The following is a 20,405-nucleotide window of genomic DNA, read 5'->3' as shown; positions in this document are numbered from 1 at the left end:
ACCACGATGCGCGGGCCCGGTGACCACGGCACGCGGGCGTGGATCGCGGGCGGTCCGCCTCGGCATGCTCAGGTTGCATGTCACGGCCCTGCGCCGGGCTCGTAGGCTCGTGGGGTGACGCGCGAGGTTCCGGATTCCTGCCCCGGTGTGCTGCGGCTGCATCAGGCGGCCGACGGGCCGCTGGCGCGGATACGGGTGCCCGGCGGGCGGGTGGAGCCCGTGCAGTGGCAGGCGCTCGCCGAAGCCGCTACGGAACTCGGTGACGGCAATATCGAGCTGACCTCGCGCGGGAATCTGCAACTGCGGCAGGTGCGGGACGCCGGGGAACTGACCCGGCGGCTGGAGGCGGCGGGTCTGCTGCCGAGCCACTCGCACGAGCGGGTCCGCAATATCGTGGCCTCGCCGCTGGCCGGCCGGGTCGGCGGCCTACTCGACGTCCATCCACTGGTTCCCTTGCTGGACAACGGATTACAGGGCGTCGCACGGCTGGCCGAGTTGCCCGGGCGGGTGCTGTTCACCCTCGACGACGGGCGTGGCGACATCAGCGGCCTCGGCGGGGACATCGGCGTGCACGCCGTCGGCGCGGACGAGTTCGCGCTGGTCCTGGCCGGCGGCGACAGCGGCATCCGGATCTCGGCCGCCGACGCCGTCGACATCATGCTGGCCGCCGCCCACGGCTTCCTCGACCTGAGCGCGGGTGCGTGGCGGTTGCGCGAGGTGGCGAACGGCGTCGCGGGCGTCATCGATCATCTCGGCCTGTCCCCCAGCGCCGAACCACTGGCATTCGCCGCCGCCCAGGCGCCTCCGATCGGCTGGCTGGCTCAGGACGACGGCCTGGTCAGCCTGGGCGCCGGCGTCCGGCTCGGCTCGCTGCCCGCCCGGCTCGCGGAATTTCTCGCCGCCATCGAGCGTTCCTTGTTCGTGACGCCCTGGCGCAGCCTGGTCATTCCCGATCTGGCCGAGGGCGTCGCCGAACAGGTGGTCCGGGTACTGGCCCCGATGGGCCTGATCTTCGACGCGAATTCCCCGTGGTTGCTGGTCAGCGCATGCGCCGGGCAGCCGGGTTGCGCGAAATCGCTGACCGACGTGCGCGCCGACGTGGCGGCCGCCGTCGAATCCGGCCGCGTCACCGAGCGCGAGCACTGGTCGGGCTGCGCACGGCACTGCGGCCGCCCCCGCGGCCAGGTCACCGACGTCACCGCCACCACGGACGGGTACCGCGTCGACCGGCTCTGACCGGCGCGCTTGCGCGCCACGCCCGCTGCCGCTACCGTAGGGGCAGCTTCATTTGTGGATGCAGGTGTCGAATCCCTCCCACAAGAATCCCTTATCGCCACGGCGATCTCGCGTATCCACCTCGACTAGACGCGGACAGCGAGCGCCATTCCCCAGGCGGAAATTTTTGGCGAGCCGCCGCCCTCAGAAACTCACCCCCGAAGGGGAAACATCATGCAGGACAACACTATCCGGAATATCTCCGGCATCTTCGAAAGCAGAGACAACCACGCGACGGTGCGCGTCGAGGGCTACCTGCCCGGCCCGCACGACGTCCACGTCCCGCCCCGCCTGGTCCGCGAATACGGACTGCGCCGCGGCGACACACTCACCGGCACCGCCGGAAACCCAAGGGAGAGTGCGAAACTCGCGCCCCTGCTCACCGTGGACAGCATCAACGGACTACCGCCCGGCAACGCGAGATCCCGACCGCATTTCGCCGACCAGGTACCCATCTATCCACAGGACCGGCTCCGCCTGGAGACCGAGCCACACGAATTGACCACCCGCGCAACCGATCTGGTGATGCCGATCGGCAAGGGGCAGCGCGCCCTGATCGTCGCGCCGCCCAAGGCTGGCAAAACCTCGGTGCTGCAATCGATCGCGCACGGCATCGCCAAGAACCACCCCGAGTGCGAGCTCATGCTCGTCCTGGTCGGCGAACGCCCCGAGGAGGTGACCGACCTGTCGCGGGCCGTGCCCGCCGAGATCGCCGCCGCGACCTTCGATCAACCCGCCCACGAGCACATCGCGATCGCCGAACTGGCCATCGAACACGCCAAACGGCGCGTGGAGATGGGCCGCGACGTGGTCGTGCTGCTCGACTCGCTGACCCGCCTGGCCCGGGCCTACAACTTGGCCGCCTCCGGCTCCGGCCGCATTCTCTCCGGCGGGGTCGACGCGGCCGCCCTGGCGCCGCCGAAGAAATTCCTCGGCGCCGCACGCAATCTGGAGAACGGCGGCTCGCTCACCATCATCGCCACCACCCTGGTCGAAACCGGTTCGCTCGCCGACACCGTGATCTTCGAGGAGTACAAGGGTACCGGCAACGCCGAGCTGAAACTCGACCGGCAGAGCGCGGCCCGCCGCCTGTTCCCCGCGATCGACATCGACCGGTCCAGCACCCGCAACGAAGAGTTGCTGCTCACCGCCGACGAGCTCACCGCCACCCATTCGCTGCGCAAGACCCTGGCCGGCCGCGAGCCGCAGCAGGCACTCGAACTGCTGCTGACCGGCCTGCGGCAGACCGACACCAATTCCGAATTCCTGGCCGGCATCCGCCGTGCGGGCTAGTCGTGCAACTCCAGCGTGCAGCACTTGACCCCGCCGCCGGCCCGCAGCAGCTCGGACAGATCCAGGCCCACCGGGTTGTATCCGCCGGCGCGCAACATGTTCTGCAGATCGAGCGCGCGATCGCTGACGAAGACGTTGTAGCCGTCGGATACCCCGTTCAGTCCCAGGACGACCGCGTCCGCGTCGGTGGCGACGATCGCCTCGGGGTACAGCGCGCTCAGGATGGCGCGGCTGTCGGCGCTGAAGGCGGCCGGGAAGTAGGCGATATTGTCCTCGTCCAGCGCCATCAGCGCGGTGTCCAGGTGGTAGAAGCGCGGATCCACCAGTTCCAGGGAGACCACCGGCCGCCCGAAGTAGTGCTCGACCTCGCGGTGCGCGGCGACCGAACTGCGGAAGCCGGTGGCGGCCAGGATCCGCCCGCCGACCCGGATGAAATCGCCCTCGCCCTCATTGGTTTCCGCGGCCGCGGCCACTTCGGCGAAACCCCGCTGGGCGAACCACTGATGGAAGGCCGGCCCCTCGGCCGCGCGCTCGGGATGGGTGAACCGCGCCGAGAGCACCCGCCCGCCGTAGGCCAGCCCGCTGTTGGCGGCGAAGACCATGTCCGGCAGGCCCGGTTCGCCGGGCACCAGATCGACCTGGTGCCCGTACTGCTCGTACACCGCGCGCAAGGTCTCCCACTGGGCGATCGCCAGCGCCCGATCGACGGGTTCGGCCGGGTTCATCCACGGATTGATGGCGTAGAAGACGGCGAAATGGTCCGGGCGGCACATGACGAAACGGCGGGTGGTCGGCCGCCGCGCCGGGGTCGAATCGGAGGTGGGCAGGATCGCTACAGAAGTCATCGTGGCTCCCGGAGTCGCGCGGAGTATTCAGGTTGTCACGAAGGTAAATGACCTACCATTGCGCCAGGAACATCAATCCATTGCGCAGATGATCGTGAAAACAGCGATTCGTTGCGCCTGAAGCGCAAGGGTGTGACGTGGACGACCTCGACCGCCGGATCCTCGGGCATCTGCTGAAATCCGCGCGCGCCTCGTTCCAGGAGATCGGCTCCGTGATCGGCCTGTCCGCCCCCGCGGTCAAACGCCGCGTGGACCGGATGGTCGCCAGCGGCCAGATCACCGGATTCACCGCCCTGGTCAACCCGGCCGCCCTGGGCTGGACCACCGAGGCCTACGTCGAGGTCTACTACCGCGACAACATCTCCCCCGCCGAGCTGCGCCGCAGCCTGGAACCGATCCCCCAGGTGGTCGGCGTGTGGACGATCGCGGGCGAGGCCGACGCGCTGGTGCACGTGATGGCCAGGGACATGGCCGAGATCGAATCCACCGTGGAGCACATCCGGGAGAACACCCGGGTCGGGCGCACCCGCAGCGCCATCGTCATGTCGCGCATCCTGGAACGCCCCCGCACCTGACCCGCGCGCGGGCTCCTCATAGGGTGTTCGCATGTCCGACGTGCGTGCCAGCTATCTCACCGACGGGGCCGAGATCTATCGGCGCTCGTTCGCGACGATCCGCGCGGAGGCGCAGCTGAGCCGGTTCCCCGCCGACGTGTCGCAGGTGGTGGTGCGCATGATCCACGGCTGCGGGCAGGTCGATCTCGCCGAGGACATCGCGTTCTCCCCCGGCGTCGTGACCGCCGCGCGGACCGCGCTGCGCGCCGGCGCGCCCATCCTGTGCGACGCGCACATGGTCGCCTCCGGCGTCACCCGCAAGCGGCTACCCGCCGACAACCCGGTGCTGTGCACCCTGACCGACCCGCGGGTGCCGGAACTCGCCGCCGCGCTGGGCAATACCCGCTCGGCGGCCGCGCTGGAACTGTGGCGCGAGCACCTCGACGGCGCGGTCGTGGCGATCGGCAACGCACCGACCGCGCTGTTCCATCTGCTCGATCTGCTGGACGCGGGCGCGCCCCGCCCCGCCGCCATCCTCGGCATCCCGGTGGGTTTCATCGGCGCGGCCGAGTCCAAGGACGCGCTGATCGAGTACGGCGGAGTCGAGTTCCTGACCGTGCGCGGCCGGCGCGGCGGCAGCGCGATCACCGCGTCCGCCCTGAATGCGATTGCGAGCGAACAGGAATGAGCCAGAACATGCCCGGTAAACTCTGGGGCGTCGGTCTCGGCCCCGGCGATCCGGAACTGGTCACGGTCAAGGCGGCCAAGGTGATCGCGGCGGCCGATGTCATCGCGTTCCACAGCGCCCGGCACGGCCGCAGCATCTCGCGCGCCATCGCCGCGCCCTACATGCGCGACGGTCAGCTCGAGGAGCATCTGGTCTATCCGGTGACCACCGAGACCACCGATCATCCCGGCGGCTATCAGGGCGCGATCGACGAGTTCTACGAGGCGGCGGCCGAGCGGCTCGCCGCGCATCTGCGGGCCGGGCGGACCGTGGCTCTGCTCGCGGCCGGTGATCCGCTGTTCTACAGCTCCTACATGCACATGCACCGCCGGCTCGCGGACCGCTTCGACGCCGAGATCATTCCCGGCATCACCTCGGTCAGCGCGGCCTCGGCGGCGCTGGGCACGCCGCTGGTGGAGGGCGAGCAGGTGCTCACCGTGCTGCCCGGCACCATGCCCACCGACGAGCTGACCCGCCGCCTGCGCGACACCGACGCGGCCGCCATCATGAAGCTCGGCCGCACCTATCCCGGTGTGCGCCAGGCGCTCTCGGATTCCGGTCGGCTGGACGACGCGTACTACGTCGAGCGCGCCAGCTCCACCCGGCAGCGCGTGCTCGCCGCGGCCGACGTGAACGACGCGGACGTGCCCTACTTCTCGATCACCCTGGTCCCCGGACCCACCCCGACCACCCCGCTGCCGCGCACCGGATCCCGTGCCGCACGCCACGATTCCACGAGCCCCGCCACTGCGACCGAAGGCGACGACGGCATCGCCTCCACTGCCCCGCAGCCCGATACGAGCGCGGCCCCCCTCGGCGCGGGCCGAGACTTCACCGCAAATTCTGGCGAAGTGACCGATTCTGCTGCCGCACAGCTGGATACGAGCGCGGCCACTCTCGGCACCGGCAGCCGGGGCTTCACCGCAGTGCCCCGCGGAGCGGCCGATCCCAGTGCCGCACAGCCCGATACGAGCGCGGCCACCCTCGGCACCGGCAGCCGAGAACTCGCCGCGACATCCGACGATTCCGCTGCCGCACGGCCCGATTCGACGGCGACAGCCCCGGGCGAGGTGGTCGTGATCGGCCTGGGCCCCGGCTCTCCCGACTGGACCACCCCCGAGGTACGCCAGGCTCTGGCCGAGGCCACCGACCTGGTCGGCTACACCACCTACATCAACCGGGTCCCGGCCCGGCCCGGCCAGCGCCGGCACGCCAGCGACAATCGCGTCGAATCCGAACGGGCCGCCATTGCCCTGGATCTGGCCAAGGGTGGGGCCCGGGTCGCGGTCGTGTCCTCCGGCGATCCGGGCGTGTTCGCCATGGCCGCCGCGGTGCTGGAGGAATCCGCCGATCCGCAGTGGCGCGACGTGCCGGTCCGGGTGCTGCCCGGAATGACCGCCGCCAACGCGGTCGCGAGCCGTATCGGCGCGCCGCTGGGGCACGACTACGCGATGATCTCGCTCTCCGACCGGCTCAAGCCCTGGGAGGTCGTGGCCCAGCGCCTGGCCGCCGTGGCGGCCGCCGACATGGCCATCGCCGTCTACAACCCCGCCTCCTCCCAGCGCACCTGGCAGGTCGCCGCGATGCGCGATCTGCTGCTCGAGCACCGCAAGCCCGACACCCCCGTGGTGCTGGGCCGCGATGTCGGCGGCCCGGCGGAATCGGTCCGGGTGATCACCCTGGCCGAACTCGACCCCGCCGACGTCGACATGCGCACCCTGCTCATCATCGGCGCCTCCACCACCGCCGTCTTCGAGACCGCCGACGGCCCAAGGGTTTACACCTCCCGCCGCTACCAGAGCTGACCGACCGGCAGCGGCACCCGACGACGCGAGCACTTGTTTGCGACGCGGTTGCTTGACCACGGGCCGCGCAGCGGCTGAGATGGCGGGATGACACAGCAGTGGTGGCGCGAGCTACCGCCGGCGGCCGGGTCGTTCGTCATGGCGACCGGGATTCTCTCGGTCGGGCTGCATCTCACCGGCTTCGCGCTCGCCTCCCGGGCCGCGCTGGTGCTCGCGGGCGTGGCCTGGATCGTGCTGGCCGCCGATTTCACCAGGCGATTGCTGTGGCAACGCGCGCGGTGGGAGACCGAGGCGGCGACCGCGCCCGCCCTGACCGGCGTGGCGGCCAGCACGGTGCTCGGCACCCGGTGTGCGCTGGCGGGCTGGCACGGGGTCGCGGTGGCGCTGCTGGTGCTCGCGGTCGCGGCCTGGCCGGTCCTGCTTGCGGACGTGCTGCGGCACTGGCACCGCCGGATGCCCGGGGTGGCGTTCCTGGTGTGCGTGTCCACCGAGGGCATCGCCGTGCTCACCGCCACGCTGGCGCAGGAGGGCGTGGGCGAGTGGCTGATCGTGGCGGCGCTCGGATTCTTCCTACTCGGCATTCCGCTCTACGTCGCGGCGTTCGCGCGTTTCGACCTGACCCAGGTGTGGCGCGGCGCGGGTGATCAGTGGGTAGCCTCGGGTGCGCTCGCGATCTCCGCGCTCGCCGCCTCGAAGCTCGCGGGCTGGCACCACTGGACCGGCGCCGGCCACGACCTCCTGCGCGTGCTGACGCTGGCCTTGCTCGGCCTCTGCCTGATCGACTACGTCATCCTGCTGGCCGCGGAGCTCGTGCGGTTCCGTCCCGGATACGACATCCGGCGCTGGGCCACGGTGTTCCCGCTCGGCATGTCCGCGGTCGCGACGCTGTCGACCGCCGCCGCGCTCTCGATCCGCCCGCTGCACGCCCTCGGTGTGGTGCTGCTCACCGTGGCGGCGGCCATCTGGTTGCTCGTGTGCGCCGAATTGCTCTATACGGGGTGGACCGGGCGCCGGGCGGGCACCGCCATCAAGTAATATTCCACTATGGAACATCCGGGTGAAGGGAGCGCATCGTTGACCGAGACCACGACTCGGCGCAAATCGCTGAATTCCACGGCGGCGTCACTGCTCGGGTTCCTGCACGAGGGCCCGATGTCCGGCTGGGATCTGACCACCCTGGCCCAGGACCGGATCGGTGATTTCTGGACGATAACCCAGAGCCAGGTCTATCGCGAACTCGCCGCCATGGACACCGCCGGGCTGGTCGAGAAGGGCACGGTCGGCGCCCGGGACCGCACGCCCTATCGGATCACCGACGCCGGACGAGAAGTGTTCCAGGAGTGGATCTCCCGCGATCCGGGCGCGGAAACCATCCGCGTGCCCCTGCTGCTCACGCTGTCCTTCGGCGACCATCTCGACGCCGCCCACCGCGACCGGATCATCGCCGCCAACCGGGACATTCACCAGCAGCGCCTCGACGGCTACCTCGCCCAGGAGGGCGAGGAGATGCCCGCGCACCTGCGCGCCACCCTCGCCTTCGGCATCACCTACGAACGCGGCGTCCTGGACTGGTTCGACCGCCTGCCGGGCCTGCTGGATTAGCCGAGTTCGCGCAGCCAATCATGGGCCGCGCGAGCGGAATCCACGACCGGAGCGCCGGCGGGCAGGGCCGGGCGGTCGACGACCACCACCGGGAGCGCGGCGCGGCGCGCGGCCTCCAGTTTGGCTTCGGTGAGCGTGCCGCCGCTGTCCTTGGTGACCAGGACCTCGATCCGCCGCTCGGCGAGCAGCGCGACTTCCTGTTCCAACGCGAAAGGCCCACGGGCCAGCAGCAATTCGTGCCGGGCCGGGACGGCGTCGACGGGCGGGTCGATCGCCCGGATCAGGAACCAGTGGGCGTCCAGGCCGGCGAAGGCGGACACGCCCTGGCGGCCGATGGTCAGGAAGACGCGCTCGCCGAGCCCGGTGAGCGCCGCCGCGGCGGCGGGCAGGTCCGGAACCCGGATCCAGCGGTCGCCGGGCACTTCGGTCCAGCCGGGACGCCGCACGTGCAGCAGCGGCAGGCCGCGCGCATCCGCGGCCAGGGCGGCGTGCTCGCTGATCCGGCCCGCGAACGGATGCGTGGCGTCGACGACGACGTCGATCGCGTTGTCCGCCAGCCAGTCCCGCAGGCCGTCGGCGCCGCCGAACCCGCCGACGCGCACCTCGCCCTCGGGCAGCCGCGGATCGCTGACGCGTCCGGCGAGCGAGGAGACGAGGTCGAATCCGCGCTCGCCGGACGCGAGCCGGGCCAGGTCCCGGGCTTCCCGGGTGCCGCCCAGAATCAGGATCTTGGTCAGGGCTGCCCGCTGAAGTAGGCGATGCCCGCGTTGATCAGGCTCGGGCCGCCGGCGATCAGCAGGCCGATGAGCGCGCCCGGGAATATGCCGATGCCGAAGAAGAGGAACCCGATGATGCCGCCGATGAGCGCGCCCAGGGAGGCCCGCTGCAATTCGGCGAAGAACCACTCCTGCGAGGAGATGGCTTCGGCCTGCAACTTCGGGGCGTCCGCGCTGAGCGCGGCGTTCTTCAGGTCCGGGGTGAGGGTCAGCTTCTGACCGGCCTCGTCGATGGTCGCGGCGATCGGGATCAGCTGCTCGCCGACCTGGGCGGCCAGCGGGATCTGGGTGACGACCGCGCCCTCGGCGTTCTTCACCGTGACGTACTTCTGGTCGGCGTCCAGGCTGAACGCGCCGCCGGTGAGGGTGGACACGATCGACTTGTCGGCGATCTGCACCGCGTAGTTCACGCCCTGGTCCTGGCCCTGCACGGCGGGCGCGCCCTGGTTCTGCACGGCGGGCGCCGGAGCGGTGGGGGCCGCGCCGGCGGTTCCGGCGGCGATGCCGGTGGCAGCGGCGGCGACGATCGCGGTGGCGGCGAATTTCTTGTATCTCATCTATCTCCCCATCAGGAATAAGGACCCGAAGATCGAACTCGGATCTCGCGGCCGACCCTACCGGGGCATTGCGGGGGAATCACCCGCAGAATGGGGATTTCACAACGAAGCAGGCTTGACAACCGACCACTGCGCCACCGGCAGCTGCGGCCGCCAGGCGGTGAATCCGCCGAGCGGCTCGGCCCGGTAAATCTGAAACTTCCGCAGTTCACCGCCGTGCTCGGTGGCCCAATTCAGCAGCAGCGCTTCCGATTCCGCCGTCACCGCATTCGCGACCAGTCGGCCGCCCTGGCGTAGATGTGACCAGCATGTCGCGAGTAAGCCATCCTGGGTCAGGCCGCCGCCGAGAAAGATCGCGTCCGGCGCCGGGGCGTCCGCCAGCTCGGCCGGGGCCTCGCCCCGCACCTGCACCTGCGGTACGCCCAGCGCCACGGCATTGCCGGTGATCTGCGCGCGCCGGGCCGCCAGCCGCTCGAAGGTGACCGCCCGGCAGTCCGGGTGCGTGCGACACCATTCGATCGCGATCGTCCCGGAACCGCCGCCGACGTCCCACAGCGTCTCGCCGGGCGCGGGCGCGAGCGCGGCCAGGGTGAGGGCGCGCACCTCGTGCTTGGTGAGCTGACCGTCGCCGGCGTAGGCACTGTCGGCCAGACCGGGCAGCCGGGTCCGGCGCGGGTGCGCGGGATCGGCGACGGCGTCGATCGCGACGACGTTCAGCGGATCGCCCGGTTCGTGCCGCCACTCCCGCGCGTTTCCGGAGTACACCCGCTCGCCGGGACCGCCGAGTTGCTCCAGCACGGTCAGGCGAGAGGGTCCGAAACCGTTGCGCCCCAGCAGCTCCGCCAACCGCGCCGGGCTGTGCTCGTCGGCGCTGAGCACCAGCAGCCGCCGGCCGTCGCCGAGCTCGGGCAGCACCGTCTCGAGCGGGCGGCCCACGACGCTGACCACCGGTACCCGCGCCAGCGGCCAACCCAGCCGCGCGCAGGCCAGCGACGCCGAGGACGGTTGCGGCAGCACCCGCAGCGCGTCCGGCCCGAACAGGCGCGCCAGCGTCACCCCGATGCCGTAGAACATCGGGTCACCGCTGGCCAGCACCGCGAGCGTGCGCCCGGCGTGCCGTTCGAACAGGTCCGGGAGCGCGGGAACCAGTGGCGACGGCCACAACACCCGCTCCCCCGCCACCTCCGCGGGCAGCAGCGCCAGCTGCCGCGCGGAACCGAAGAGCACCTCGGCGGCACCCAGCGCCGCGCGCGCGGAGGACCCGAGGCCGTCCCAGCCGTCGGCGCCGATCCCGATCACCGTGATCGGCACGGTCATCGCGGCATCCGCCGCCAGATCGACCGCGGCACGAAACGCGTCGCCAGGAACACCAGATTCAGCACGCGCGGCACCGCGACCCGGGCCGATCGCCTGCGCAGCCCGTCGACCACCGCCTCGGCGACCTGCCCCGGAGAACTGGAGAACGGCGCGGGCGTCATCCCCTCGGTCATCCGGCCGATCACGAAGCCGGGGCGCACCAGGAGCAGGTGCACGCCGCTGCCGTGCAGCGCGTCGGCGAGCCCGCTGGCGAACCCGTACAGGCCGGCCTTGGCCGAGCCGTAGACATAGTTGGCCCGCCGCACCCGCACCCCGGCGATCGAACCGAACACCACGATCTGGCCCGATCCCTGCGCCCGCAGCAGCGTCGCGAGCGTGGTCAGCACGCTGACCTGCGCGACGAAATCGGTGTGCACGACCGCCACCGCGTGCGCCGGATCCTGTTCGGCCCGGGCCTGATCGCCGAGAATTCCGAAGGCCAGCACCGCGACCCCGATCCCGCCGTGCTCGGCCGCGACCTTCTCCAGCAGGGCCGCGTGCGCGGCGGTGTCGTCCGCGTCGAACTCGACGCCGTGCACGGCGCTCGCCCCCGCCGCCCGCACGGCCGCGATCTCGTCGGTCAGCTCGGCGCTGCGCCGCGCCGCGAGAATCACCACCCGCCCGGGCGCCAGCCGGCGCGCCACCTCGAGCCCGATCTCACTTCGCCCACCGAGCACCAGCACCGGCCCGTCGGCAACCCCGCGCAATCCCATCCGCCCAGTCTGTCATCCCACCTCTCCGGCCTGAGCGGCGGGAACGCTACGGTTTCGGGATGCCGATCACCGCCGCCGAACTCTCGCCCGCCGCCCTGGAATTCCTCACCGAACGGCACCTCGCCACCCTGACCACGCTGCGCGCCAACGGCACTCCGCACGTGGTGGCCGTGGGCTTCACCTGGGATCCGGACGCCGGGATCGCCCGCGTCATCACCGACACCGCGACCATGAAGGCCCGCAACGTCCGTCGCTCCGGCTACGCGGCGGTGAGCCAGGTGGACGGCCCCCGCTACCTGACCCTGGAGGGTCCGGCCACCGTGCTCGAGGACGCGGGCAGCGTGCGCGAAGCCGAGGAGCGCTATGCCGGCCGCTACCGAATCCCGCGCGAGAACCCGACCCGGGTCGTGATCGCGATCCAGGTCGCGCGGGTGCTGTGCAGCCGCAGCCTGCGCGACACCCCGGCCTGACCCGCTAGCCGATCTCGACCACCCGGGCCCACTCCGGTGGGCCCCCGACGTACTCCGGATCGTGCTCGCGCCAACGGCGTGGCCGGCCGAACAGTCCGACCACGGTGCGGCACGGCGGCTTCCGCGCCGGCCACGGCGTCTGGCCGTCGGTGAGCACCACGAGCACATCCGGGCGCGGATGCGCGCGCACCGCCTTGGCGAAACCCGAGCGCAGGTCGGTGCCGCCGCCACCGATCAGCGGGATGCCCTCGGCCGCGCACAGCGGATGCGCGATCCGGGCGGCGGCGTCGCAGGACAGCACGGTGACCAGATCGCGCCGGCCGCCGACCGCACGGGAGATGGCGGCGACTTCGAGCAGCGCGCTGCCCAATTCGGTGTCGCTGACCGACCCGGAGGTGTCGATGACGACCGTAACGCGGGGCGGGGTGCGGCGCAGGCTGGGCAGCACGACGCCCGGCACCCCGGCCGAGCGGCGCGACGGGCGCCCGTAGGTGTAATCCTCGCCGGCGCCCGGCGCGGACGCGGCCGCGCGCAGGGCTCCGCCCAGCAGGTCGCGCCAGGGCTGCGGCGGATGGAACGCCTCCTCGGCCCAGCGCCGCCAGCCCTTCGGGGCGTTGCCCGGTGCGCCGATGATGCCCTCGGCCACCCGGAACCGGACCGCGTCGCGCTGCTGTTCGGTGAGGCCGTCGGCGCCGTCCGGTCCCAGTTCCCACTCCCGGTCCAGGCCGTCGGCGCCGCTGCCGCAGTCGAGCCAGGCCATGGCGGGAGTGTAGGCGGCGGAACGGAATTCGCGCAGATACTCCTCCATGAGCAGACCTTCGGGCAGGCCGATGTCGCCGGCCAGGATCGCGCTCTCGGGACGCGGGAGATCGTCGTCGAAGATGTCGTCGTTGATCTCGAAGTCGGCGGCGACGTTCATGCGCAGTCGCTCGCCCGGATCGGTCAGATCGTGTTCGCGGGCGAAACGTTCCCCGCGGCCGTGATGGTCGCGCAGCAGGTGCGACACCTCGTGCACCAGCACGCCCGCCAATTCCTCGACCGGCATGCCGTCCACGAACGCGGGCGAGACGTAGCAGCGCCAGTACCGGTCCACGCTCATCGTCGGAACCTGGCGCGATTCGACGAGGTGCAGGGCGAACAGCGCGGTGGCCAGATAGGGCCGGACCCGGACGGCGTACAGGCGCGCGGCATACAGCTTGTCCAGGTCGAGTGGCTGCGGCGCGGTCATCGGCCGGCCCGGACCAGGTCGGCGGCGCGGTCCGCGCGCCGGGACACCGTCACCACACCCGCCAGGCGTTCGATCGCCGCGGGGACCGGCCAGTCGTCCCGGCGCAGCGTGGCCAGCGTGGTCGCCGGGACGACCACCAGATCGGGCGCGCCGGTCTCGATCGCGCGCACCAGCACCGCCCACGCCGCGTCCCAGCGCGACCGGTCCGGGCGGGCGCGGACCGCCGCCACCACACCGTCGAGCACGGCTTGGCGCAGGTCGCCGCGCTCGGGCAGCACCGTCCCCGCCGGGTCGGCGAGCAGTGCCTCGGGGTCCGGCAGCTCCATCCGGCCCAGGCTGGTCAGCAACTCGAAGCCCGGACCGTCGCCCACGGTGCCGCGGATCAGCAGCGACAGCACATCCCGCGAGGAACCGGCGGCGGTCGCGAACGCGATCAACCGCACCGTCATATCCCAGCTGCGCGGCGAGGCCCAGGCGCCGCCGCGCCGGGCTTCGCTGGTCGGCATCTGGTGCACCAGCTTGGGCCGCGCCGCCAGCAGCACGCACACCGCGCGCCGGGCGTAATCCACGGCCGCCGTGAGCTTTCCGGGATCGAGCCGTGGCAGCGTGGCGCGCGGCCAGACCCCGCCGAGCCCGCGCACCACCACCTCGTGATCGTGCACCCAGTGCAGATGCACGAACCGGTTGGCCAGCGGCGGGCTCAACTCCCACCCGTCGGCCGCCGACGAGCGCGGGTTCGCGGCCGCCACGATCCGCACCCCCGGCGGCAGCGTCAGCGACCCGATCCGCCGCTCCAGCACCAGCCGCAGCAGCGCGGCCTGCACCGCGGGCGGCGCGGTGGACAGCTCGTCCAGGAACAGCAGCCCGCGCCCCGCCCGTACCAACCGCACCGCCCACTCCGGCGGCGCCATCGGCACCCCTTGTTCGGCGGGATCGTCGCCGACGATCGGCAGCCCCGAAAAGTCGGACGGCTCATGGACACTCGCGATCACCGTCGTCAACGGGAGATCCAGGGTCGCGGCCAGCTGGGTCAGCGCGGCGGTCTTACCGATCCCCGGCTCACCCCACAGCAGCACCGGCAGGTCCGCGGCGACGGCCAGCATCAGCGCCTCCAGCTGATCGTCGGGGCGGAGCTCGGTGGTGGTCGCGCCGAGCAGGGCCAGCAGATCGGCGGCGATGGCGAGCTGGGGCGTGGAGACAGAAGTCATGGGAATCACCTTGGGGTTCAGAGAGTCTGACGCTGGACAAGCCGCCTGGAGATGGTCTCGGCGCTGTGCCTGGCCGACGTGCAGTGCGGCGGAGGGAGATCTGGGACTACGGGTCGGGATCCGGGCGGGTAGAGCCGACGGGCCGGGGGTCGGACGCGGATCAGGAGGGACTCGCGTTGCGCCGATCCCGCCCGCGGTGCGTGCGGCGGGCGCGGGCGCGGCGGGCTTCGGCGGTGCGCGGAGGCGGGACGAGGGCGGGTTCGTGCGGGCCGGATCGGAAGCGGCCGTAGATGTTTCGCTGTTCGGCCGCGGCTTCGAGTTCGTCGCGGAGGGTGCCGTCGCGGAGGGCGGCGGCCGGGCCGAGCAGGTTGTCGATGATGGCCAGCGCGCCGGCGGTGTCACCGTGGGCGAGTCGCTCACGGACGCCGGTCAGGCAGTCCGGGTGGCGATGCGCCTGATCGATGACCTGCAGGCACGGGACGGGTGTTCCGGTCAGGGCGGCGAGGAGTTCTTCGCGGTGGATTTCGGCGGGGTCGTGGTCCAGGGCGGACAGCACGCCGTCGACGAGACCGAGGCGATGGAGTTCGCCGCGGCAGTCCACCAGCTCCGGACGGCCGACTCCGGTGTTCTTCCAGTCGGATTCGTCTCGCACCGCGTCCGGGGCCAGCGCGGCGGCGACCAGCGGATGGAGTTGCCCGGCCGACAGGACGCCGGTGCGCAGCAGCTCCAGATCGGGCAGCGTCCAGGTCGCGGCATCGGGCAGCATCGGCAGCGCCGAGAGCGCACCGACCGGGTAGCCGGTGACGAGCCGCAGCTCCGAATCGGCCAGTTCCGCGATGACCCGCTGCCGGCCACCGAGGCGCACCAGGAACGTATTATCCTGCCGCCCTTCGTATTCCAGCAGTATGCGCGCTTCGTCGGACCATCGATCGATGGCGCAGCCCGCGGCGGGAACCGCGTCGAGGAAGTCCGGCGCGAACGCGGCCGGGTCGGCCGGATCGGCTCCGGCCCGCGTCCGCAGTTCACCGGTTCTGCGCGCGTCCCAGAGATGGCGGTGCAGGTCCAGCCGGAAGCGACGGTCCGGCCGGGGATGCGGGTGCAATCCGGGGGCGGTGCGCGCCCCGCCCCACAGCGCGAGGCTGACCCGCTGTCCGGAATCCGCCCACGCGGGCGCTGTCCGCACCACCAGATCGATGGAACCGGCCGCGCCCCAGCTTCTTTCAGCCCGGTACCGGGCCAGGGCGATGGTCAGTCCCGGCCGCAACAAGCCGTCGGGGCCGACCCTGGGCAGGTGCCATCGGAGCAGATCCGGAGCCAGATGCAGCAGATCGTCCCGAACCCGGGAGGCGAGTTCCGATCCGTACGCCTGCGCCACGGATCGGAGGTTGATGTCGACGTCGAAACCCGCGGCCGCACAGGCACCTGCCCAATCCCCGGCTCTACGCCGAGTGGTAGCGGTTTCGATCATGGCTGGCGGCACGGCGAATTCGCGAACGCGCGGCCAGAAGGACTGTCGGGATTCGTTCCCCTTCGTCTGCACAGTGAGCATCAGCACTCACCTGAGACGAACGGGACCCCCAATCTACGATCAGAAGTAATCATCGATCCGATCATAGGGTCGAGCACCGGCGAACGGCAACCGCGAACCGCGCCACCTCATCCGAATCCGGGCCGGAACCGGCGCTTCAGTCGCATTCGCGGTGCTTCGGCGCGAGCCCGCGACGACATCGGGCGACATCAGGACCAAACCACGCCGGTACCCCAGCCGAAGCTTCTGAGAGCACGGTTCACAAGCGAAACGACGTCTGGAGTCACCCGCCATGACGGACTTGAAGCACCACACCGTCAGCAGCGACCGAACCACCGGTCAGAGTTCCACCCCACTCGGCGCGCAGCAGCTCGCCGAATTGCTGACCGCGATCGCGGCGGATGATCGCGACGCCTTCACCCGGTTCTATCGCGCCACGCATCCGAGGGTCTTCGGTCTGTCGTTGCGCATCGTGCGGCAGCGAGCGGCCGCGGAGGAGGTCACCCAGGAGGTCTATCTGCAGGTGTGGAAGTCGGCGGGGCAGTACGACGCGCGCCTGGCCAGTCCGCTCGGCTGGCTGCTGATGCTGACCCACCGCCGATCGGTCGATCATGTGCGCGTCGAAGCGCGCGCGAGCACGCGCGATATCGCCTACGGGGTGCGCGATCTGAGCCGCGATCACGATGTGGTCGCCGAGGCGGTCGGGCAGCGCTGCGAGGAGCAAGCGCTCGTCGAGGGCCTGCGGACGCTGACCACCCGGCAGCGGGAAACCCTCGCGCTGGCCTTCTACGGCGGACGCTCCTATGCCGAGGTGGCCGACTATCTCGGACTGCCGCTGCCCACGGTCAAGGACCGGATCCGCAAAGGATTGCAGCGACTGCGGAGTTGTCTGGTCTGAATCCGGGCCAATCCACCGACCGGTCGGCTCCGACATACCTAGTGGCCGGCCCAACGGAGGGCCGGGGGTCACCAGGTGATCCAGCTACTACGGAAGGTCTCGCATGAAGTTGCTCAATACGAGGTACGCGGTCGTCATCGCGAGCACGATCACCAGTTTCGTCGCGGCCGCGGGCCTGCTCGGCGCGGGCGTCGCCACGGCCGACGCGATGGGCGATCTCGAGCCGCTGCTCATCTCGGATTGCTCGTTCACCCAGATCGATGCCGCGCTGCACCAGGTCGCGCCCGAGACGGCGGCCCAGCTCGATTCGGCCCCGGCGCAGAAGGCCGCCCTGCAGTCGGCCTACGACCAGCCGGTCGAGCAGCGTCGGGCCGCGTTCCAGACGCTGATCGAGCAGCAGCAGAAGATGGGCGTCACCGCCACCGCGAACCCGGAGATGGCGCCCAAGATGACCCAGGTCGTCGAAACCTGCCACCAGTACTGACCTCTGGTCCCCTGCCCGCGCAGCCGGGCAGGCGTCACGAACACAGGCAGTTCCTGAACGCACGACCCGGTTCCCGGCGTCGACCGGCCCGGGTGGACCGCAGACTTCCGCGGGCCGTCTGACCCAACGGGCGTGCGCACTGCCCGAACCGCCATCAGGCGCATTCGAGAAACCCCGCCCCGTCGCGCGTAGCCGACCGGGCGGGGTTTCGACTACCGCGAGCGGGTTCGATTGCTGCTAGCTTCGTCGGCATGACCGGCAACACCCCCGTCCGCATCGGCATTCTCGGCGCGGCGAAGATCGCGCCGAACGCGCTCGTCACTCCGGCGCGCGAGAATCCGGATGTCGTCGTCGCGGCGGTGGCGGCCCGCGACAGCGCGCGGGCGCGGGCGTTCGCCGGCAAGCACGGGATCGCCACCGTGCACGAGAGTTACGCGGCATTGCTGGCCGATCCCGAGATCGACGCGGTCTACAACCCGCTGCCCAACGGCTTGCACGGGGAGTGGACCAGGGCGGCGCTCGCGGCGGGCAAGCACGTGCTGTGCGAGAAGCCGTTCACCGCGAACGCCGCCGAAGCGCGCGAAATCGAAGCGCTGGCAGCGGATTCGGATCGGGTGGTGATGGAGGCGTTCCACTACCGCTACCACCCGCTGACCCGGCGGATCGAACAGATCGTGGGCGGGGGCGAGCTGGGCCGATTGCAGCGGGTGGACGTGTCGTTCTGTTTCCCGCTGCCGAAGTTCTCCGATATCCGCTACGACTGGGCGCTGGCCGGCGGGGCCACCATGGACGCCGGCTGCTACGCGGTGCACATGGCGCGCACCTTCACCGGCGAGGAGCCGGAAGTCGTTGCCGCGCAGGCGAAATTGCGGGGCGACCGGATCGATCGCGCGATGCGCGCGCAGCTGCGGTTCCCGGGCGGCGCGACCGGCACCCTGCGATCGTCGATGTGGTCCAGCGACATCCTGCGGATCTCGGCGCACCTCGTCGGCGACCGGGGCTCGATCCGGGTGCTCAATCCGCTGATGCCGCAGTACTTTCACCGGTTCACCGTGCGCGATGCCGAAGGCAGGCACACCGAGCGTTTCCTGCGCCGTTCCACCTACGCCTTCCAGCTCGACGCCTTCGCCGCCGCGGTGCTGCACGGCGAACCGGTGGAGACCGGCCCGGCCGACTCGGTGGCGACCATGACGGTGATCGACGCGATCTACGCCGCCGCCGGTCTGCCCGCGCGCGTCCCCGCCGCCGCGGTGGCATAGCGGGCCCGGCGGCGCCACCTCCAGAATCACCGTGAGCGGAGTGGAACAGCGCCGCCCGGGCGGCTGTTCCCCAAGGGCATGACCCTCGGAGTAGCGCTCGCCCAGACGAATTCCGCCAACTACGTCGACGACTCGGTGCGCCAGGCACGCGCCGCCGCCGGATTCGGTGTGCGATCGGTGTGGTTCGGCCAGCGCATGGACTACGACTCGCCCGCACTGGCGGCCCTCGTCGGCCGGGCGGTGCCCGAACTGGCACAGGTCGGCACCTCGGCGATCCCGGTGCTGGGGCGGCATCCGCTGCTGATCTCCGCGCTCGCCCAAACCGCGCAGGCCGCCACCCACGGCCGCTACCAGCTGGGCTTGGCGCTCGGATCGACGCTGGCCGCAACCGCTTTCGGAGTTCCGTTCGACCGGCCGATCGCCCGGTTGCGCGAATTCCTCACCGCGCTGCGGGAAATCCTGGATACCGGCGGCGCCGATTTCCACGGCGAGTTCTTCACCGCGACCCCACCCCTGCCGACCGCCGTGCCCGGCGCACAGCCGCGGATCCCGCTGCTGGTGGCCGCCATGGGCCCGCAGGCGCTGCGGGTGACCGGTGAACTCGCCGACGGCACCCTGCCCTACCTGGCGGGCCCGAAAACGCTGGAAGAGCAGATCGTTCCGGCGATCACCCGCGCGGCGACCGCCGCCCCGCGGGTGGTGGCCTTCGTCCCGGGCGTGGTGACCTCGGACGTCGAGGCCGCCCGCGCCCGCGCGATCGAACAGCTGGCGTTCTACGAGCAGGTGCCCTCCTATCGCCGGGTCATCGAACTCGAGGGCGCGCGGCGGGCCGGAGAGCTCGCCGTCGTCGGCGACGAGGAGACCGTCGCCGCCGCGATCCGGCGCTACTACGACGCCGGGGCCACCGAGGTCGTGCTCACCTCGACCGACCTCACCGGTCCCGCGGATCAGCAGCGCACCTGGCAACTGCTCGGCGACCTCACCTCCGGGCGTACGCCGGTCCGCTAGCCGCCGCCTTCGGTGTGGCGAACCGGAGCTGACGAAACCGGTGGCATGCTGGGCCGATGGCGATTCTGCTGGCGGTGTTGTCCATGGGTATGACGCTGGTCGGCGGTCTGGTGGCCGTGCGGATCGGCGAACGCAAGCGCCTGGTGCTGGGGCTCGCGGCCGGGGTGATGCTCGGCGTCGTCGCCTTCGATCTGCTGCCCGAGGCGCTCGAGCAGGAACAGCACGAAGTACTCGGGGTGCCGGTGCCGCTGCTGGCCGCGGTAGTCGGCTTCCTGACGGTGCACATCATGGAGCGCGCGGTCGCCATCCACACCGGTTACGAAGACGAATTCGGTTCGCACCACCACGGATTCGAGTCGGTCGGGCTGCTGGCGGCCTCCGGCCTGGTGTTCCACAGCATGCTCGACGGCCTCAGCATCGGGTTCGGCTTCCAGGCGGGCGCGGGGGTCGGTGTGGCGGTGGCCATCGCCGTGATCGCCCACGATTTCGCCGACGGGTTCAACACCTTCACCATCGCCACGCTGTACGGCAATCAGCGTCGGCGCGGCTACCTGCTGCTCGGCCTGGACGCCGTCGCACCGGTCGTGGGCGCGATCATCGGCACGCTGATCCATGTCCCCGCCGAACTCGTGGGCCTCTACCTCGGCTACTTCGCGGGGTTCCTGCTCTATCTCGCGACCGCCGACATCCTGCCCGAGGCACACGCCGGCAAACCGTCCACGGCACCGCTGTTCTGCACGCTGGCGGGTGTCGGCTTCATGTTCGCGATCGCGGCCCTGAGCCACTGAGTTCCGGCGCCGCGCGACGGCGGCGCCGGGC

21 protein-coding genes are annotated in these 20,405 nt (G+C 71.2%); 13 read left to right on the top strand and 8 right to left on the bottom strand.

What is annotated here, in order from left to right; all coding sequences use genetic code 11:
- Window positions 1–114: 114 nt before the first annotated feature.
- Both cobG and AB0I43_RS24585 read left to right on the top strand, forming a co-directional pair.
- Complete coding sequence (gene cobG, locus AB0I43_RS24590) at window positions 115–1,236, top strand: precorrin-3B synthase (RefSeq protein ID WP_357432665.1); 1,122 nt, start codon at window positions 115–117, stop codon at window positions 1,234–1,236.
- Between the two features lie 213 nt (window positions 1,237–1,449).
- Window positions 1,450–2,568, top strand: a complete 1,119-nt coding sequence (locus AB0I43_RS24585) for a transcription termination factor Rho, short form (RefSeq protein WP_357432664.1) — start codon at window positions 1,450–1,452, stop codon at window positions 2,566–2,568.
- Here the strand turns inward: AB0I43_RS24585 and ddaH are convergent.
- Window positions 2,565–3,413: a dimethylargininase gene (gene ddaH / locus AB0I43_RS24580; protein WP_357432663.1), complete on the bottom strand. Its 849-nt coding sequence runs from the start codon at window positions 3,411–3,413 to the stop codon at window positions 2,565–2,567. The two genes, AB0I43_RS24585 and ddaH, sit on opposite strands and share 4 nt — an antisense overlap.
- Window positions 3,414–3,550: 137 nt before the next feature.
- On the opposite strand from ddaH, the gene AB0I43_RS24575 reads away from it, so the two are divergent.
- The 5 genes from AB0I43_RS24575 to AB0I43_RS24555 all read left to right on the top strand — a co-directional run bounded on the left by AB0I43_RS24575 (window position 3,551) and on the right by AB0I43_RS24555 (window position 8,101).
- Window positions 3,551–3,988 carry an Lrp/AsnC family transcriptional regulator gene (locus AB0I43_RS24575; RefSeq protein ID WP_356974424.1) on the top strand — a complete coding sequence of 146 codons (438 nt, stop codon included), beginning with the start codon at window positions 3,551–3,553 and terminating at the stop codon, window positions 3,986–3,988.
- A 31-nt stretch (window positions 3,989–4,019) separates the two neighbouring features.
- Window positions 4,020–4,655, top strand: a complete 636-nt coding sequence (locus AB0I43_RS24570; protein WP_356974425.1) for a precorrin-8X methylmutase — start codon at window positions 4,020–4,022, stop codon at window positions 4,653–4,655.
- 8 nt (window positions 4,656–4,663) lie between these two features.
- Window positions 4,664–6,499 (top strand): precorrin-2 C(20)-methyltransferase, encoded by a 1,836-nt coding sequence (locus AB0I43_RS24565; RefSeq protein WP_357432662.1) that lies wholly within the window; start codon window positions 4,664–4,666, stop codon window positions 6,497–6,499.
- Between the two features lie 87 nt (window positions 6,500–6,586).
- Window positions 6,587–7,534 (top strand): tellurite resistance/C4-dicarboxylate transporter family protein, encoded by a 948-nt coding sequence (locus AB0I43_RS24560; RefSeq protein WP_357432661.1) that lies wholly within the window; start codon window positions 6,587–6,589, stop codon window positions 7,532–7,534.
- Window positions 7,535–7,573: 39 nt separating this feature from the next.
- Entirely contained in the window at window positions 7,574–8,101 is a 528-nt protein-coding gene (locus AB0I43_RS24555) for a PadR family transcriptional regulator (protein WP_357432660.1), read from the top strand.
- On the opposite strand, the gene AB0I43_RS24550 is transcribed toward AB0I43_RS24555, so the two are convergent.
- The 4 genes from AB0I43_RS24550 to AB0I43_RS24535 form a co-directional block, all read right to left on the bottom strand.
- Window positions 8,098–8,838, bottom strand: a complete 741-nt coding sequence (locus AB0I43_RS24550; RefSeq protein ID WP_357432734.1) for a cobalt-precorrin-6A reductase — start codon at window positions 8,836–8,838, stop codon at window positions 8,098–8,100. The two genes, AB0I43_RS24555 and AB0I43_RS24550, sit on opposite strands and share 4 nt — an antisense overlap.
- On the bottom strand, window positions 8,835–9,434 hold the full coding sequence (locus tag AB0I43_RS24545; RefSeq protein ID WP_357432659.1) for a hypothetical protein: 600 nt from the start codon (window positions 9,432–9,434) through the stop codon (window positions 8,835–8,837). Before AB0I43_RS24545 ends, AB0I43_RS24550 begins: the two co-directional genes overlap by 4 nt.
- Window positions 9,435–9,533: 99 nt before the next feature.
- Entirely contained in the window at window positions 9,534–10,751 is a 1,218-nt protein-coding gene (cbiE, locus tag AB0I43_RS24540; protein WP_357432658.1) for a precorrin-6y C5,15-methyltransferase (decarboxylating) subunit CbiE, read from the bottom strand.
- A complete protein-coding gene (locus AB0I43_RS24535; protein WP_357432657.1) occupies window positions 10,748–11,503 on the bottom strand; it encodes an SDR family NAD(P)-dependent oxidoreductase in 756 nt (251 codons plus the stop codon). The genes cbiE and AB0I43_RS24535 overlap by 4 nt, the downstream gene beginning before the upstream one ends.
- Before the next feature lie 59 nt (window positions 11,504–11,562).
- On the opposite strand from AB0I43_RS24535, the gene AB0I43_RS24530 reads away from it, so the two are divergent.
- Entirely contained in the window at window positions 11,563–11,973 is a 411-nt protein-coding gene (locus AB0I43_RS24530) for a PPOX class F420-dependent oxidoreductase (RefSeq protein ID WP_357432656.1), read from the top strand.
- Between the two features lie 4 nt (window positions 11,974–11,977).
- Here AB0I43_RS24530 and AB0I43_RS24525 read toward each other — a convergent pair whose 3' ends face one another.
- The 3 genes from AB0I43_RS24525 to AB0I43_RS24515 form a co-directional block, all read right to left on the bottom strand.
- Window positions 11,978–13,201 (bottom strand): VWA-like domain-containing protein, encoded by a 1,224-nt coding sequence (locus tag AB0I43_RS24525; RefSeq protein ID WP_356974433.1) that lies wholly within the window; start codon window positions 13,199–13,201, stop codon window positions 11,978–11,980.
- Window positions 13,198–14,409, bottom strand: coding sequence for a MoxR family ATPase (locus tag AB0I43_RS24520; RefSeq protein ID WP_357432655.1), 1,212 nt, complete (start codon window positions 14,407–14,409; stop codon window positions 13,198–13,200). The genes AB0I43_RS24525 and AB0I43_RS24520 overlap by 4 nt, the downstream gene beginning before the upstream one ends.
- 160 nt (window positions 14,410–14,569) lie before the next feature.
- Window positions 14,570–15,784, bottom strand: coding sequence for a hypothetical protein (locus AB0I43_RS24515; RefSeq protein WP_357432654.1), 1,215 nt, complete (start codon window positions 15,782–15,784; stop codon window positions 14,570–14,572).
- Between the two features lie 445 nt (window positions 15,785–16,229).
- On the opposite strand from AB0I43_RS24515, the gene AB0I43_RS24510 reads away from it, so the two are divergent.
- The 5 genes from AB0I43_RS24510 (at window position 16,230) to AB0I43_RS24490 (ending at window position 20,374) form a co-directional block, all read left to right on the top strand.
- Entirely contained in the window at window positions 16,230–16,835 is a 606-nt protein-coding gene (locus AB0I43_RS24510; protein ID WP_357432653.1) for a sigma-70 family RNA polymerase sigma factor, read from the top strand.
- Window positions 16,836–16,938: 103 nt separating this feature from the next.
- Window positions 16,939–17,319 (top strand): hemophore-related protein, encoded by a 381-nt coding sequence (locus AB0I43_RS24505; RefSeq protein ID WP_357432652.1) that lies wholly within the window; start codon window positions 16,939–16,941, stop codon window positions 17,317–17,319.
- A gap of 251 nt (window positions 17,320–17,570) precedes the next feature.
- Window positions 17,571–18,578 carry a Gfo/Idh/MocA family oxidoreductase gene (locus AB0I43_RS24500; RefSeq protein ID WP_357432651.1) on the top strand — a complete coding sequence of 336 codons (1,008 nt, stop codon included), beginning with the start codon at window positions 17,571–17,573 and terminating at the stop codon, window positions 18,576–18,578.
- A gap of 78 nt (window positions 18,579–18,656) precedes the next feature.
- Window positions 18,657–19,586: a TIGR03564 family F420-dependent LLM class oxidoreductase gene (locus AB0I43_RS24495; protein WP_357432650.1), complete on the top strand. Its 930-nt coding sequence runs from the start codon at window positions 18,657–18,659 to the stop codon at window positions 19,584–19,586.
- A gap of 56 nt (window positions 19,587–19,642) precedes the next feature.
- Entirely contained in the window at window positions 19,643–20,374 is a 732-nt protein-coding gene (locus tag AB0I43_RS24490; protein ID WP_356974440.1) for a ZIP family metal transporter, read from the top strand.
- Window positions 20,375–20,405 lie beyond the last annotated feature (31 nt).

It is taken from the genome of Nocardia sp. NPDC050435 (genome assembly GCF_040655395.1).
GTDB lineage: Bacteria > Actinomycetota > Actinomycetes > Mycobacteriales > Mycobacteriaceae > Nocardia.
Note: the sequence above shows the minus strand (reverse complement) of the source record. Positions and strands in the feature narration are given on the sequence as shown.